Here is a 14,897-nt window from a genome sequence, read left to right on the forward strand (position 1 = left end):
CAACGCCCACAAGCAGTGGCGCGGCATCGCAACCCGCTACGACAAACTCGCCGTCACCTACCGCGGCGGCGTCGTCCTACGAGCCATCACCATCTGGCTCAAGACTTAGGAGACGCGCCCTAGGTGGATTCTCGAGCCGCACCGGCTCAGGGAATGATGTTCGCCTCTCGGTAGCGCTCGACGTGGTGGAAGAACGAGTCTCGTGAGTCCCGGAAGTTCAGGAAGCCAGCCGTGCGGCTCTTGTTCATGTCGGTGACGGCCTCGATCGTGCGCCCGAGGTCGCCATCGGTGTGCCACCACGACGCGATCCGCTCGAGGTCCGGCTCGACGAGTGCGTGCCGATCGGCGAGGCGGCGCCAGATCTCGGCCGCATCGGCGGGAATGGTGTCGGCGAGCGGCCGGGGCTGGCCCTCGAATCCCTCCCACTGCACCTCGAAGTGCTCGGCGATGCGTGGCCACAGGGTGCGCCAGCGGAACACGTCGCCGTTGGCGATGTTGAACGCCTCGTCGCGGCCCGCCTCGTGGGTGCCGGCCCAGATGATCTGCTCGGCGAGCAGATCGGCGTCGGTGACGTCGGTGAGACCGTCCCACTGCAGCTGCGAGCCGGGGAAGATGAAGGGGAGCCCCAGCTCCTTGCACAAGGTGGCGTACGCCGAGATGGTGAGCACCATGTTCATGGCGTTGCCGGTGGCGAACCCGAACACCGTGTGGGAGCGGTGCACGCTCCAGGTGAAGTCGTCGCGCTGCGCAGCCTCGAACAGCTCGTCCTCCTGGGCGTAGTAGAAGTTCGGGTAGTCCAGACGTGGCGACTCCTCGCGGAACGGGGTGTCTGGCATCTCGCCGGTGCCATAGGCCTCGAACGGACCGAGGTAGTGCTTGAGGCCCGTCATCAGCGCCACGTGTCGGACGGAGCGTGAGGGAGCCAGCGCTGCGAGCACGTTGCGAACGGCCGCTCCGTTGACGGCGATGTTCTCCGCCTCCGTCGACTGGCGCGTCCACGCCGTGATCGCGACGAGCTCGGGGTCGACACCCTCAAGGGCTGCGGTCAGGGCGTCAGGTGAGGACAGGTCGGCCGCGACCGGCGTGACGCCAGGGCCGGCGCCTCCGCTGCGCGAGAGTCCGAAGGTGTCCCACTCGCCTGCGACCAGCTGGGTGCTCAAGGACTGACCGATGATGCCGGTCGCTCCGACGACCAGGGCGCGTCCGGGGCTCGATGATGAAGAAGTCATGGTTCGTGTGTACCCGGTGCTGCCGCATCGACACGACGAAGGCCCCGGAGAGGATCTCCGGGGCCTTCGTGCTGATCAGTTCGATGGGGCGGCAAGCCGCCCCGTGCTCGCGTGAGCGGGGGTCGATCAGATGGGGCGGCAAGCCGCCCCGCGCTCGCGTGAGCGGGGGGCGATCAGATGGGGCGGCAAGCCGCCCCGCGCTCGCGTGAGCGGGGGGCGATCAGATGGGGCGGATGTTGGCGGCCTGCAGGCCCTTCTGGCCCTGCTCGACGTCGAACTCGACCTTCTGGTTCTCGTTCAGCGAGCGGTAGCCGCTGGCCTGGATCGCGGTGAAGTGAGCGAACACGTCCTCGCTGCCGTCGTCGGGGGCAATGAAGCCGAAACCCTTGTCGGCGTTGAACCACTTCACGGTGCCTGTAGCCATGTGTTTCTCCTCTTGGCGAATTGTTGTCAGCGACTTTCGCCGACAACTGTCGCGACGTACATCCAACCTTGAGAAGAACTAGACACCCCGAGAGGAACTTCATTCATCGTACGGCCAACGTCGTGCAACTGGCCTCAATGTTAGAGCACACGGTGTAATAGGGGCACCCACCGAGTCCGGTGAGATCGAAATTCTTGGTGAACTGCGGCCGAAGGAATGGGCGGTGTTCTCAGTGTCGCGAGCTGAGGATCTCGCCCGGTTTGCCGGGACTCGTCGGCCGAGCAGTGTGCCACGTACTGCCGATCAGATGTCGTAGTCGACGACCAGCGGGGCATGGTCTGACCAACGCTCGGCCCAGTTCTCGGCGCGGTCGACCGTTGCGGATCGAGCGGTGCTCGCCAGTGGTGCGGTGGCGAGCTGGTAGTCGATCCGCCACCCGGTGTCGGTGTCGAAGGCCTTGCCGCGCATGGACCACCACGTGTACGGGCCCTCGACGTCGCCGGCGAGCGATCGATGCACGTCGACCCACCCGAGGTCGTCGAACCACCGGTCGAAGTAGGCGCGCTCCTCGGGCAGGAAGCCGGACTTCTTGCGGTTGCCCTTCCAGTTCTTGATGTCGCGCTCGGTGTGGCCGACGTTGAGGTCTCCGGTGACCAGCCCATGGCCGCCGGTGTCGCCGATGGCGGTCATGCGTGCGGTCATGGCGTCCAGGAAGCGGTACTTGTCGTCCTGCTTGGGCGTGTCAGCCTCGCCGGAGTGCACATAGGCAGACACCACCGTCAGCAGCGAGCCGTCAGCGAGCTCGATGTCGGCCTCGGCCCATCGCCCGGCGTCGTCGAACAGCTCGTCTCCGTTGCCGATGCGGTGCGCTCGAGGCGCGGTGCGGCTGAGCACGGCGACCCCGGCGCGGCCCTTGGCGGCTGCTGCGGTGTGCACGACGTGATAGCCGGTGTCGGACACGAGGTCGCGCAGGATCTCGTCGGGAGCCCGCACCTCCTGCAGGGTCACGATGTCGGCGTCGCGGGCGGCCAGCCACTCGGCGATGCCGCTGCTCTGACCGCGCAGCTTGTTGTAGGCGGCACGAATGCCGTTGACGTTGACCGTGGCGATGCGAAGCACGCCGTCACCCTAGTGGGGGGCGCCGACAACCGGCCCACCCACCACGGCTCGATCAGCGGGACGCGCTCACCCGAACAGGGGAGAGCCAGCACACAGAGACGCTTCGCGCTCGCCGGGTCCAGCGTGTTCCTGACCAGGCGGATCGCGTTCGCCGAGTAGGAGATGCTGCGAGTGACGGCCCGACGGCCGCCTGCGCATCAGGACGTGAAGGGGGGCCGAGCGTCGAGTCGTACCGATTGACGTCCGGCCCATCGCCACACGCGGGCCGTGACATCGCGGTCCTCATCGGTGACCAGGTTGCCCATGACGCGCAGGGCCACCGTCATGAGGCGGTGCGATCGCATGCCGACTGGTCCGGCCGTGGGCAGCAGGTGCGGCACGGTCAGCAACCCGGCGAGCCGCCGGGCGATGGAGAAGGCCTCACCGTAGTGCTGGGTCAGCAGGTCGGGCCACGCCGTGGCCGGGTCGGCGCCCCCCGATGTCGAGTGCTCGTGCAGCAGCTCTGCTCCCACCCGACCGGTCTCGAGCCCGTAGTCGATGCCCTCGCCGTTGAGGGGGTTGACGCATCCCGCGGCATCGCCGATGACGATCCAGTTGGGGCCGGCGACGCCCGACACGGCGCCACCCATCGGCAGCAGGGCGCTGGTGGGCAGGCGCAGCTCGCCGCCCAGGTCCCACTCCTGGCGGCGCAAGGTCGCGTAGTACTCCATCAGGGGGCGGATCTGCAGGTCGGCGGGTCGCTTGGCGGTGGCCAGCGCACCGACGCCCAGGTTCACCTCGCCTGCGGCCTCGCCCAGTGGGAAGATCCAGCCGTAACCGGGCAGCAGGTCGCCATCTTCGCCGCGCAGCTCGAGGTGGGAGGAGATCCAGGGGTCGTCGCTGTGGCCGGACTTGACGTAGCAGCGACCAGCGACACCGTAGGCGGTCTCGCGGTGCCACTCCCGACCGAGCACGCGGCCCAAGGATGACTTGACGCCATCGGCGATGATCAGCTGATTGCAGGCGACGGTGTGCATCGTCTTGTCCGGACCGATGCGGAAGACGACGCCGGTGACGCGACCGGTGCTGTCGCGCTCGACGTCGACGGCGCGGGCCCCCTCCAGGGCGGAGGCGCCGCGGTCCAACGCGGTGCGGAAGATGCGATCGTCCAGCTCGGCGCGGGGAACGGCAGAGCCATGGTCCGGCAGGGACCCGCCGGGCCAGGGGAGGAGGAGCTCCTGACCGAAACCGGCTGCTCGCAGGCCGCGGTTGGTGCCGTGAGAACGCACCCAGTCGCCGAGGTCGAGGCGATCGAGCTCGGCGATGGCGCGCGGCGTGAGGCCGTCGCCGCACGTCTTGTCACGGGGGAAGGTCGCCGCGTCGGCGAGCACCGTGTCGTGGCCCAGTCGTGCGGTCCACGCTGCGGCGGCAGCGCCCGCGGGGCCAGCACCGACCACGAGCACGTCGGTTCGGGTGGGGAGACCGGTCATGGGACCGATTCTTCCAGAGACCGCCACGCTGGTCCGTTCTGCGGTCCTCCCGGACAGCAGCGCGTGGGAGACTGGCCGACATGAGTTCGCAGGCAACCTCACCAAAACCTGACGTCCGCTTCGCCAGCCGCGGGTCGTCGTACTACGACGTGATCCTGGCCCTGTTCTGCGTCGTGCTCGTCGTGTCCAACATCGCGGCCACCAAGGGCATCGAGTTCAACGTCGGCTCGTGGTCGATCGGATCGGTGCAGATCCTGCCGATCATCACCGACGGCGGCGCCTTCTTGTTCCCGCTGGCCTACATCCTCGGCGACGTGATCTCGGAGGTGTACGGCTTCAAGGCGGCCCGCCGAGCCGTGTTCACCGGATTCACGATGGCCCTGCTGGCGGCCGGCACCTTCTGGGTGGTCGTGCAGGCGCCCGCGGCCTCGTTCTACGAGAATCAGGCAGCGTTCGAGGCGGTCGCCGGCCCCGTCGGTCAGATCGTCGCTGCGAGCGTGATCGGCTACGTGGTCGGTCAGCTGGTCAACAGCTACGTGCTGGTGCGCATGAAGCAGCGCTCGGCCGAGCGCGGGCTGTGGACCCGGCTGATCGGCTCCAGCGGCCTGGGCGAGGCGGCCGACACCCTGCTGTTCTGCGCGATCGCCGCCGGTGCCATCGGCATCACCGACATGGGCCAGTTCTGGAACTACTTCGTGGTCGGCTTCATCTACAAGGTCGGCGTCGAGGTCATCGTCAGCCCCCTGACGATGACCGTCATCGCGCTGATCAAGCGCCGCGAGTCGACCTACTGAGTCTCGAAGATTCCCAGGAGAACCCCGAAACCTGACACCTCACCCCTGTTGCAACGAGGGTGAGGCGTCAGGTTTCGGGGTTCTCCTGGGAATCATGAGGTTAAGTACCGGGCGAGGAAGTCGGTCTTGAGGTCGACGAAGGTGCCATCGGCGATGGCGTCGCGCATCTGGTCGACAAGCCGCACGATGAACCGCTCGTTGTGGATCGTGCACAGGGTCGCGGCGTTGTACTCCTTGGCCTTGAACAGGTGGTGCAGGTAGGCCCGCGAGTAGTGCGCACACGTGTGGCAGTCGCACGTGGGATCGATCGGTCCGAAGTTGCGGCGTGAGGCCGCGACGAGCAGGTTCTCGCGACCGTCGGGGGTGTAGACCCGCGATGATCGGGCCACGCGGGACGGGCCGACGCAGTCGAAGGTGTCGCAGCCGACCTCGACCGCGGCGAACAGGTCCTCGGGTTCTCCGATGCCCAGCAGGTGTCGGGGCTTGTCGTCGGGCAGCTCCTCGGTGACCCACCGCACGATGGTGGCCAGATTCTCCTTCTCGATCGCTCCGCCGATGCCGTAGCCGGCGAAGTCCAGCTCGGCCAGACCGCGGGCCGCCTTGCGGCGCAGGTCCTCGTACTGGGCTCCCTGCACGACACCGAACAGGGCCTGCCGCGGACGGTCGGCACGCTCGGCGCTGAGCCGCTGGTGCTCGATCACGCACCGCTCGGCCCACGCCTGGGTGCGATCCAGGGACGTCTCCTGGTACCCGCGGGTGTTCATCAAGGTGGTGAGCTCGTCGAAGGCGAAGATGATGTCGGCACCGAGCCGGTGCTGGATCTGCATCGACACCTCGGGGGTGAACCGGTGCGTCGAGCCGTTGAGATGAGACTTGAAGGTGACGCCGTCGTCGTCGACGCGGGCGAGGCGGTCCTTGCCCTCGGCGATCACCTCGTCCGACGTGGTGCGCTGCGAGTCCATCGACAGCGTCTTCTTGAATCCGGCGCCCAGCGACATGACCTGGAAGCCGCCGGAGTCGGTGAACGTGGGGCCGGGCCAGTTCATGAAGGCGCCCAGTCCGCCGGCCTCCTCGACGATGTCCGAGCCCGGCTGCAGGTACAGGTGGTAGGCGTTGGCCAGCACGGCCTGCGCACCGAGATCGGCGATCGCCTCGGGCAGCACGGCACGAACTGCGGCACGAGTGCCGACCGGGATGAAGGCGGGGGTGCGGATCTCGCCGTGCGGCGTGGTGATCACGCCAGTTCGACCTCCGGTGGGCAGGTCACGGTGAGGGGAGAACATCGATCCATCCAACCAGCCACAGGCCTGCCGCCAGCGCCGCCACGGTGGATACGAGGAACAGCAGGTTCCACACGGCGGCCGGAAGCGGGGTGAGTCGGGCCAGGACGTCGGCATCGGTCGTGCGGCTGCGCACGCGTCGGCGATGCCCCCACAGGTCGAGCGCCGTGCGGGGGGCCGCGATCAGCAGGACCCACGCGAAGGTCTGCGCTGCGAGATCCTGGACGGACGCGGGGGCCCGGTAGGTCAACGCGGCGACGGCGACACCGCTGAGCCCGACGACCACCAGCCCCCAGCCGTTGCGGATGAACACCAGCATCCCGGCCAGAACGACCAGCATGCTGCCCAGGGCCCACGGCGTGTGTCCGGCCTCGATGAGGAGAAGCGCGCCGAGACCCAGCAGCGAGGGCGCGAGATATCCGGCGGCGGCGGTGGCGATCATGCCTGGGCCCCGAGGCCGACCGCTGGAGACGGTCAGCCCGGAGGTGTCGGAGTGCAGGGTGATCGCGTTGAGCCGGCGACCCGTCGCCAGCGCCACGACCGCGTGGCCCGCCTCGTGCACGAGGGTGACGACGTGCCGGGTCGCCGACCACAGCGGCGGCAGAGCGACGAGCGCAAGCGCTGCCGCCACTGCCGCCGCGGTGGGACTCAACGACGTCGGCACCCGATCAGGCGATGGGTTGGTCGACCAGGTCGACGCGACGGTGATCGCGCGGCGACGCCCCGAGAGCCTCGGCGATGCGGTGCTGCACGGCACCTTCGCGATGCTTGCTCTGACGGTCCAGGGACAGGCCGAGGGCTGTGCGCGCCCATCCGCTGGTCGGTTCCAGATCGACGAGCCGGACGAATGCCTTCTCGGCGGCCTCGAGGTGGGCCGAGGAGAAGTGCGCCCGACCGTACAGCTCCCAGGCGGCGGCGTGGGAGGGCTCGGCATCGACGACGCGCTGCAGCACGCGGGCGGCGTGCCGCGGGAAGCGCGAGTCCATCAATTCTTCGCCGTACCGGAACGCCTCGAAGACCTCCATCTCGGCGATCTGCTCATCGGTGATCGTGGGGGTGAGGTAGATGGTCATGGTGTTCTCCTTCCGAGGACGTGGTTCCAGTCGCGTGGGTCAACAGCGCACGAGTCGGGGACATTCCCGGGGTCACTCGGCCGGGGCGGTCGGCTGCGCGGTCGGCGTGGGAACGTCGGGAGAGGGGGCGTCCGTCGGCGGAGTCGCGGTCGGGGTCGGGGTCGACGTCGGGTCCGGCTCGTCGGGTACGGAGTCGTCCGGATCAGGCGCGTCGCCCGTGGGGGCCGGGTCCTGCGGGAGGTCGGTGTCGCTGCCTCCGCCACCACCGCCGGTGAACGGGCTGCCGATGCGAGAGTTGTCCGGGTTGCCGCCGTACGGCTGGTCCGTGACCACCTCGACCACGCCCATCGCCGCGATGGCCAGCACGAGCACGACCACCGAGGTGAGCAGGATCGGTCGCCAGCGCAGCCGGCGGGGCTCCTCGACGACCGCGGCGTCGTGCACGTCAGGGCGGGCCTCCACTGCCTCGTCGATGATCTCGGTGTCGCTGCTCGAGGTGTCGTCGATGCGATGCTCGACCGTCTCTCCACGGTCGGTGCGCACCACCAGCACGCGACCCTTGTCGAGGCCGCGGCCGTAGAGGGCGCTCGAGATGGGGATGACCAGGCTGCCGAGCGCAGCGCCGATGATGGTGCCGCCCACGCCGAGCGTGGAGGCGATCCAGGCCGACGTCATGGCGGCCAGCGCGCCGACCACGACCTGCACCCAGGAGAGGTCGCCGAGGAGGCTTCGACGTTCGGACATGTCGACCACAGTAAAGGGCCGACGCTAGGCGTCCTCGTTTCCGCTGCGGGGTCGTTGTGGTGGCTCCTCGGCACGGCAACCGCAAAGTGTCCGACCCGGTTGCGACACTCGGGGCATGGAACTGGTCATCGTCTTGCTCATCGGTCTGCTCGTCGGCCTCGCCGCGGGTGCTGGCCTCGGCTGGCTGGCACGCGCCATGCGTCCGGTCGAGGTCCCCGAGCCCGCTGAGCCGGTCGAGGATCCTGCGGTCGTGCAGGCCCGCCACGAGCGAGTCGTGGCCGAGATCCGTCATGAGGAGGCCGCCGCCCGCGCCCGGGTCGAAGCCGACCTGGCTGGTGCGTCCGCCTCGATCGACGGCCTGCGCGAGCACCTGGCCAACGCCCAGCAGCAGATGCGTGACACTGAGACCCGCCACCGCGAGCAGCTGGCCGGCACCCAGCAGCAGATGCGTGAGACCGAGAACCGCCACCGTGACGACCTGCGCAAGCGCGAGGTCACCGAGCAGGGTGAGAGCAAGGTGCTGCAGAAGCTGGCCCCGGTGGCAGCACAGCTCAAGGACATGCAGGCCAAGGTGCTCGACCTCGAGAAGCAGCGCAGCGAGCAGCACGGCGACCTGGCTGCCCAGATCCGCGCCACCCGGCACAGCGCCGAGCAGTCCAAGATGGCCGCCGAGACCCTGTCCTCGGCCCTGCGCAACAACTCGGTGCGCGGCGCCTACGGTGAGCTGCAGCTCAAGACGTTGGTCGAGTCGGCGGGCCTGTTGAACCGCATCGACTACTCCACGCAGGAGTCCATCACCGCCGATTCGGGCGCCCGGCGCCCCGACATGATCATCAAGCTGCCGGGACGCAAGCAGGTCGCCATCGACTCCAAGGTGCCGTTCAGTGCCTTCATCGACTCCTTCCGCGACGATATCGGTGAGAAGGAGCGCACGTCGCTGCAGGCACAGCACGCCAAGCAGGTGCGGGCCCACGTGGACGCGCTGGCCGGCAAGGAGTACTGGACCGGCCTGCCCATCAGCCCGGAGTACACCATCGCGTTCATCCCGAGCGAGGCGATCCTCAACACCGCGCTCGAGGCCGATCCCACCCTGCTGGAGTACGCCTTCGGCCGTGGAATCGTGCTGGCCACCCCGGTCAACCTGTGGGCCACGCTCAAGACTGTCGCCCTGACCTGGAAGCAGGAGGATCTGGCCGAGAACGCCCAAGAGCTCGTCGAGCTGGGCCGCGAGCTCTACAAGCGGCTCGGCAAGCTGTCGGACCACGTGTCCAAGCTGGGCCGATCAATCGAGACGACCGTCCGTTCGTACAACGACTTCGCCGGGTCGCTCGAGGGCCGGGTGCTGGTCACGGCCCGCAAGCTCGATGGCATCGACGAGGCCAAGATGCTCGGCGAGGTCAAGCAGATCGACGCCGATGCCAGGCGGCTGACCGCGGCCGAGTTCACGGCGTTCGACGACCTCGAGCGACCCGAGGTGGAGCCCGCCATGGTCGAGGGGGAGACGCTGTTCTCCGACGACGAGCAGACCGGCTGACCTCTGGCACGCCGTCTCGTCGGTTCCAATTCGGCGATTCGTCGTACGCGCGGGAGCGATTCGCGGTTCTATGAGCACTCGCGCAACCGAGGGAGACGCACATGGCCGTGGACGAACAACCACCCGGGCAGCTCAAGGCCGGGGCCATCGGCTTCTTCGACGCGCTGGTCATCGGCATCAACTCCACCTCACCGGCCTACTCGCTGGCCGCGGTGATCGGTGCGATGACCGCAGCCGCCGGCGTCTACGCGCCGGGGATCCTCCTGGCGTCCTTCGTGCCGATGCTGCTGATCGCGTCGGCGTTCTTCTACCTCAACAAGGTCGATCAGGACTGCGGCACCACGTTCAGCTGGGTCACGCGGGCCATGGGGCCGTGGGCTGGCTGGCTGGGCGGCTGGGCCATCACCATGACCGGTGTCCTGGTGATCGGGTCACTCGCCGACACGGGTGTCGCGTTCGGTCTGCGGGGGGTGGGGCTGGACGACCTGGCGGACAACATGCTGGTGCGACAGGTCCTGACGGTCCTGCTGATCCTGGGCATGACATTGATGTGCGTGGTCGGCACCGAGGGATCGGCCAAGCTGCAGAATCTGCTGATCGTCCTGCAGGTCGTGTTCCTGCTGGTGTTCGCTGCGGTGGCGCTCTACCGGGTCTACGCCGACACGAGCAGTCTCGACTCGATCAAGCCGTCCCTGTCCTGGCTCAACGCTTTCGGCGCCGGGGGACCGGCGCTCACCGCTGGTCTGCTGCTCGGCGTCTTCGCCTACTGGGGCTGGGAGTCCGCGGTCAACCTGACCGAGGAGACCGAGAACTCCGCATCGGCGCCCGGCCGGGCGGCCATCTGGTCGACCGTGATCCTGCTGGTCACCTACCTGTCGGTCGGCATCGCGATCGTCGCCTACGCCGGTACGGCGTTCCTGGCCGAGAATGCCGAGGAGGAGGAGTACATCTTCCCGCTGCTGGCCACCGAGGTGCTCGGCAGCTGGGACTGGATCGTGTACTTCGCGGTGGCCACGGCCGCCGTCGCCTCGACCCAGACCACCATCATCCCGGCGTCTCGGACGGCCCTGTCCATGGCCCGACGCAAGGCGTTGCCGCAGCGGTTCGGCAACGTCCATGCGCGATACAAGACGCCCGACGTGAGCACGTGGTGGGTCGCCGGCATCGCGATCGTCTGGTACCTGGTGATCAACCAGATCAGCGAGAACGCGGCCTTCGACTCCCTCACCGCCCTGGGTCTGCTGATCGCCTTCTACTACAGCCTCACAGGCATCGCGTGCGCCGTGTACTACCGTCACCACCTGCTCGAGAGCGCGAAGAACTTTCTGCTGATCGGCGTCGGTCCGGTCGTCGGCTCGTTGCTGCTCGTCTGGCTGTTGTTCGAGGCGATCCGCGACCAGGCCGATCCGGAGAACTCCTACAGTGGCGTCTCGTGGTTCGGCCTCGGACCTCCGCTGGTCATCGGCATCGTCATCTTCGCGACCGGTGTGGTCGTGATGTTCGTGTGGCGTGTGGTCAGCCCCGTGTTCTGGAACGAGCAGTCCAGCGTCGTCGACCCCGACGTCGTCCACAGCGAGGAGTTCTGACATGACCGTGGTGCTCGGATATGACGAATCTCCCGGTGCGGCCCGCGCGCTGTCGGCGGCCATCGAGGTGGCGGCCGCCTTCGGTGAGCCGCTCGTGCTGGTCTACGGAGTCGCACCCCCGGGCTCGCTCGGGGAGGAGTACGCATCACATCGAGATGCCGTCGCTGTCCTGGGCAAGGAGGCACTCGCGCACGCGGTCGACGCCGCGAACGAGGCCGGGGTGCCCACCACGGTCGAGCTGCTCAACGAGAAACCGGCGCAGGCCATCTTGACCGCAGCCGACAAGCACGACGCACGCGTCATCGTGGTCGGGTCATGGGGCGAGAGCCCGTTGCGGGGGGCCATGCTGGGCTCCACCCCGCACAAGCTGCTGCACCTGTCGCGCCGGCCCGTGCTCTGCGTCCCTGCTTACGAGTAGACCCGGCACCCCGAGTTCAGCTCTCCATCGAACCGTTTTCAGCGCGAGAACGGTTCGATGGAGAGCAAAATTCGATCAGCCGAGAGCGTTCTCGAGGTCGGCGACCAGGTCGGCGGTGTCCTCGATACCCACCGACAGACGCACCAGGTCGTCAGGAACCTCCAGCTGTGAGCCAGCCGTCGAGGCATGGGTCATGGCGCCCGGGTGCTCGATCAAGGACTCGATGCCGCCGAGGCTCTCGGCCAGGGTGAACAGGTCGGTACGGGCGCAGACGTCGAGCGCGGCCTGCTTGCCTGCGGCGAGCCGGATGGAGATCATGCCGCCGAACCGGCGCATCTGGTGCGCGGCCGTGTCGTGACCGGGGTGCTCGGGCAGCCCCGGGTACAGCACCTGGCTGACGGCCGGGTGGCCGACCAGCATGTCGACGATCGCCTCGGCGTTCGTGCAGTGCTGCTCCATGCGAACGGCCAAGGTCTTGGCGCCGCGCATCGTCAGGTAGGCGTCGAAGGGGCCGGGCACACCACCGGCGCCGTTCTGCAAGAACGCGAAGGCCGCGTCGAGCTCGGCGTCGTTGGTGACCAGGGCGCCACCCACGACGTCGGAGTGACCGCCGAGGTACTTGGTGGTCGAGTGCAGCACCACGTCGGCGCCGAGGTCGAGGGGCTGCTGCAGGTACGGCGACGCGAAGGTGTTGTCCACGACGAACTTCGTCCCGGCATCGTGGGCGATCTGGGAGATCGCCGCGATGTCGCCGACGTTCAGCAACGGGTTGGTCGGCGTCTCGATCCAGACGGCCCGGGTGCGGTCGGTGATGGCAGCGCGCACGGCGTCGAGGTCGTTGACGGCGGCCACGCTGTACGTGACGCCCCACTGGCTGAACACCTTGTCGATGAGGCGGAACGTACCGCCGTAGGCGTCGTCGGGGATGACAAGGTGGTCGCCGGGCTTGAGCAGCGACCGCAGGGCACAGTCGGTCGCAGCCATGCCGGAGCTGAAGGCCCGACCGAAGCTGCCTCCCTCGAGCGCCGCGAGCTGACCTTCCAGAGCGGTGCGGGTGGGGTTGCCGGTGCGGGCGTACTCGTATCCGTCGCGCATGCCGCCGACGCCGTCCTGGGCGAACGTGGAGCTGGCGTAGATCGGCGGATTGACCGCGCCGTTGGTCGAGTTCGGCTCATAACCTGCGTGGATCGCGCGGGTGGCGAAGCCGTGGGCGGCGTGCTCGTCGGTTCCGTCGTTGCTCACTTGTGAACTCCCAACAGGTCGTGGCGGGTCAGGACACCCAGCGGTTTGCCGTCCTCGATCACCATGACGGCATCGCTGTCGCTGAGAGCCTTCAGCGCGTCGTCGAGACTCTCGCCCGATCCGAGCAGCGGAAGCGCCGGCTCCATGTGCTCTCCGACGGCGTCGGTCAGTGCGGCGCGGCCCTCGAAGACCGCGCTGATCAGGGCACGTTCGTTGACGCTGCCCGCGACCTCGCCGATCACGACCGGCGGCTCAGGACCGACGACCGGCATCTGCGACACGCCGTACTCGCGCAGGATCTCGATGGCGTCGCGAATGGTCTCGGACGGGTGGGTGTGCACGAGGTCGGGGATGGCGCCGGACTTGCTGCGCAGCAGGGTTCCGACGTCCATGACGAGCCGGGTCGGGTCCAGGGGGGCGCGCAGGAATCCGTAGGACGACATCCAGTCGTCGTTGAAGATCTTGGACAGGTAACCGCGGCCGCCATCGGGCAGGAGCACGACGATGACCGCGTCAGGGCCTTCGCGCTCGGCGATCTTTGCCGCTCCGACAGCAGCCATGCCGCACGATCCGCCGACGAGGAGGCCTTCCTCGCGGGCGAGGCGACGGGTCATGTCGAAGGAGTCCGCGTCACTGACGGCGATGATCTCGTCGGTGATGGAGGGATCGTAGGCGGTGGGCCAGAAGTCCTCCCCGACGCCCTCGACGAGGTAGGGCCGGCCGGTGCCGCCGGAGTAGACCGAGCCTTCGGGATCAACACCGATCACCTTGATGTCGGGGTTTTGCTCCTTCAGGAAGCGACCAACGCCGCTGATGGTGCCTCCGGTCCCGACTCCAGCCACGAAGTGGGTGACCTTGCCGTCAGTGTCCGCCCAGATCTCGGGTCCGGTCGTCTCGTAGTGACTTTCCGGATTCATGGCGTTGGAGTACTGATCAGGCTTCCACGCGCCTTCGGTCTCGCGGACGAGACGGTCCGAGACGTTGTAGTAGCTGTCGGGGTGCTCGGGGGGCACGGAGGTGGGGCACACCACGACTTCGGCGCCGTAGGCGCGCATCGTGTTGCGCTTGTCGTCACTGACCTTGTCCGGGCACACGAAGATGCACGTGTAGCCGCGCTGCTGGGCCACCAGCGCGAGCCCGACACCGGTGTTCCCCGATGTCGGTTCGACGATGGTGCCGCCGGGCTTCAGGGCGCCGGACGCCTCAGCGGCGTCAACCATCTTGACCGCGATGCGGTCCTTGGCGCTGCCGCCGGGGTTGAGGTACTCGATCTTGGCGGCGACCACCCCTGCTCCAGGGGCGACGACGTTGTTGAGTCGCACCAGCGGGGTGTTGCCGATCAGGTCGACGACGTGCTCAGCGATACGCATGTCGCCATTGTTGCACCCGCCCAGAGGGCTCAGGGAGTGGTCAGGACGGGGGCTGCTTCGTTGACGGCGAGGGTGCCTGCGGGACCCGTCGCGGTCAGGGTTTGTGACAACGGGGCCCAGGCGCCGCCGTCCACGCGGTAGCGCACCTGATAGGTGACGTCGACACGTGGGCGGACGGTCGCGGCCGGCGCTCGATAGCGGTGCGTCACGTCGAGGTGCGGGTAGGCGCGGCCGGGGGAGCGAGTCGTGGAGCTGGTGCCGTCGCCGTGCGTCCACGCGAAGGAGGCGGGTGTGGCCTCGATGTCGACGGCGAAGCCCAGCAGCTCGATCGACCGGTTGAACGGGGCCGGATCGGTGTAGAAGTTGGTCTCGACATTGACCAAGGTGGTGGCGCCCGGTTCGATGCGGATCGGCAGCGACGGCATCCCGATCTCGCGCACCGCAGCGAGCACGTCACCCTCGGTGAGCTCGCGCTCGTCAGCTTCTTCTTCACCGTCTGCTTCCGCTTCGGCAGGTTCGTCGAATTCCTCGGCGTAGCAGCGGGTCACGCCCTCGGTATCGAGCACGCAGCGCTCGAGGTCTTCCAGAGCTGGGCGAGCTAGCTTGCCCGGCGAG

15 protein-coding genes and 1 pseudogene are annotated in these 14,897 nt (G+C 68.1%); 5 read left to right on the forward strand and 11 right to left on the reverse strand.

Features of this window, described 5'->3' with window-relative positions; translation table 11 throughout:
* Window positions 1-109: pseudogene (locus ACHAA3_RS12945) on the forward strand (IS5/IS1182 family transposase); the annotation flags it as partial.
* Window positions 110-146: 37 nt separating this feature from the next.
* Here ACHAA3_RS12945 and ACHAA3_RS12950 read toward each other — a convergent pair.
* The 4 genes from ACHAA3_RS12950 to ACHAA3_RS12965 all read right to left on the reverse strand — a co-directional run bounded on the left by ACHAA3_RS12950 (window position 147) and on the right by ACHAA3_RS12965 (window position 4,241).
* Window positions 147-1,229, reverse strand: a complete 1,083-nt coding sequence (locus ACHAA3_RS12950) for an SDR family oxidoreductase (RefSeq protein WP_435709446.1) — start codon at window positions 1,227-1,229, stop codon at window positions 147-149.
* Window positions 1,230-1,449: 220 nt separating this feature from the next.
* Window positions 1,450-1,653: a transcription antiterminator/RNA stability regulator CspE gene (gene cspE, locus ACHAA3_RS12955; RefSeq protein ID WP_435709447.1), complete on the reverse strand. Its 204-nt coding sequence runs from the start codon at window positions 1,651-1,653 to the stop codon at window positions 1,450-1,452.
* A 303-nt stretch (window positions 1,654-1,956) separates the two neighbouring features.
* Window positions 1,957-2,772 carry an exodeoxyribonuclease III gene (locus ACHAA3_RS12960; RefSeq protein ID WP_435709448.1) on the reverse strand — a complete coding sequence of 272 codons (816 nt, stop codon included), beginning with the start codon at window positions 2,770-2,772 and terminating at the stop codon, window positions 1,957-1,959.
* A 197-nt stretch (window positions 2,773-2,969) separates the two neighbouring features.
* Window positions 2,970-4,241 carry a geranylgeranyl reductase family protein gene (locus ACHAA3_RS12965; RefSeq protein WP_435709449.1) on the reverse strand — a complete coding sequence of 424 codons (1,272 nt, stop codon included), beginning with the start codon at window positions 4,239-4,241 and terminating at the stop codon, window positions 2,970-2,972.
* A gap of 80 nt (window positions 4,242-4,321) precedes the next feature.
* On the opposite strand from ACHAA3_RS12965, the gene ACHAA3_RS12970 reads away from it, so the two are divergent.
* Window positions 4,322-5,035: a queuosine precursor transporter gene (locus tag ACHAA3_RS12970; RefSeq protein WP_435709450.1), complete on the forward strand. Its 714-nt coding sequence runs from the start codon at window positions 4,322-4,324 to the stop codon at window positions 5,033-5,035.
* 92 nt (window positions 5,036-5,127) lie between these two features.
* On the opposite strand, the gene tgt is transcribed toward ACHAA3_RS12970, so the two are convergent.
* The 4 genes from tgt to ACHAA3_RS12990 form a co-directional block, all read right to left on the reverse strand.
* On the reverse strand, window positions 5,128-6,318 hold the full coding sequence (gene tgt, locus ACHAA3_RS12975; protein ID WP_435709451.1) for a tRNA guanosine(34) transglycosylase Tgt: 1,191 nt from the start codon (window positions 6,316-6,318) through the stop codon (window positions 5,128-5,130).
* Window positions 6,299-6,979 (reverse strand): M50 family metallopeptidase, encoded by a 681-nt coding sequence (locus ACHAA3_RS12980; RefSeq protein ID WP_435709452.1) that lies wholly within the window; start codon window positions 6,977-6,979, stop codon window positions 6,299-6,301. The genes tgt and ACHAA3_RS12980 overlap by 20 nt, the downstream gene beginning before the upstream one ends.
* Before the next feature lie 4 nt (window positions 6,980-6,983).
* The gene (locus ACHAA3_RS12985; RefSeq protein WP_435709453.1) at window positions 6,984-7,388 is read right to left on the reverse strand and encodes a tetratricopeptide repeat protein; all 405 of its coding nucleotides are present in this window, start codon (window positions 7,386-7,388) and stop codon (window positions 6,984-6,986) included.
* A 72-nt stretch (window positions 7,389-7,460) separates the two neighbouring features.
* Entirely contained in the window at window positions 7,461-8,132 is a 672-nt protein-coding gene (locus ACHAA3_RS12990; RefSeq protein WP_435709454.1) for a hypothetical protein, read from the reverse strand.
* A 115-nt stretch (window positions 8,133-8,247) separates the two neighbouring features.
* On the opposite strand from ACHAA3_RS12990, the gene ACHAA3_RS12995 reads away from it, so the two are divergent.
* The 3 genes from ACHAA3_RS12995 to ACHAA3_RS13005 all read left to right on the forward strand — a co-directional run bounded on the left by ACHAA3_RS12995 (window position 8,248) and on the right by ACHAA3_RS13005 (window position 11,670).
* Window positions 8,248-9,666: a DNA recombination protein RmuC gene (locus ACHAA3_RS12995; protein WP_435709455.1), complete on the forward strand. Its 1,419-nt coding sequence runs from the start codon at window positions 8,248-8,250 to the stop codon at window positions 9,664-9,666.
* A 101-nt stretch (window positions 9,667-9,767) separates the two neighbouring features.
* Entirely contained in the window at window positions 9,768-11,252 is a 1,485-nt protein-coding gene (locus ACHAA3_RS13000) for an APC family permease (protein WP_435709457.1), read from the forward strand.
* Window position 11,253: 1 nt separating this feature from the next.
* A complete protein-coding gene (locus ACHAA3_RS13005) occupies window positions 11,254-11,670 on the forward strand; it encodes a universal stress protein (RefSeq protein WP_435709458.1) in 417 nt (138 codons plus the stop codon).
* Between the two features lie 75 nt (window positions 11,671-11,745).
* Here ACHAA3_RS13005 and ACHAA3_RS13010 read toward each other — a convergent pair whose 3' ends face one another.
* Genes ACHAA3_RS13010 through ACHAA3_RS13020 form a run of 3 tightly spaced genes read right to left on the reverse strand, consistent with a single transcriptional unit; the run spans window position 11,746 to window position 14,848 of the window.
* Window positions 11,746-12,912, reverse strand: a complete 1,167-nt coding sequence (locus ACHAA3_RS13010) for a cystathionine gamma-synthase (protein WP_435709459.1) — start codon at window positions 12,910-12,912, stop codon at window positions 11,746-11,748.
* Entirely contained in the window at window positions 12,909-14,282 is a 1,374-nt protein-coding gene (locus tag ACHAA3_RS13015; protein ID WP_435709460.1) for a cystathionine beta-synthase, read from the reverse strand. The genes ACHAA3_RS13010 and ACHAA3_RS13015 overlap by 4 nt, the downstream gene beginning before the upstream one ends.
* Window positions 14,283-14,311: 29 nt before the next feature.
* Entirely contained in the window at window positions 14,312-14,848 is a 537-nt protein-coding gene (locus ACHAA3_RS13020) for a hypothetical protein (RefSeq protein ID WP_435709461.1), read from the reverse strand.
* Between the last annotated feature and the right edge of the window lie 49 nt (window positions 14,849-14,897).

The organism is Aeromicrobium sp. CF3.5 (assembly GCF_051262695.1).
Classification (GTDB): Bacteria; Actinomycetota; Actinomycetes; order Propionibacteriales; family Nocardioidaceae; genus Aeromicrobium.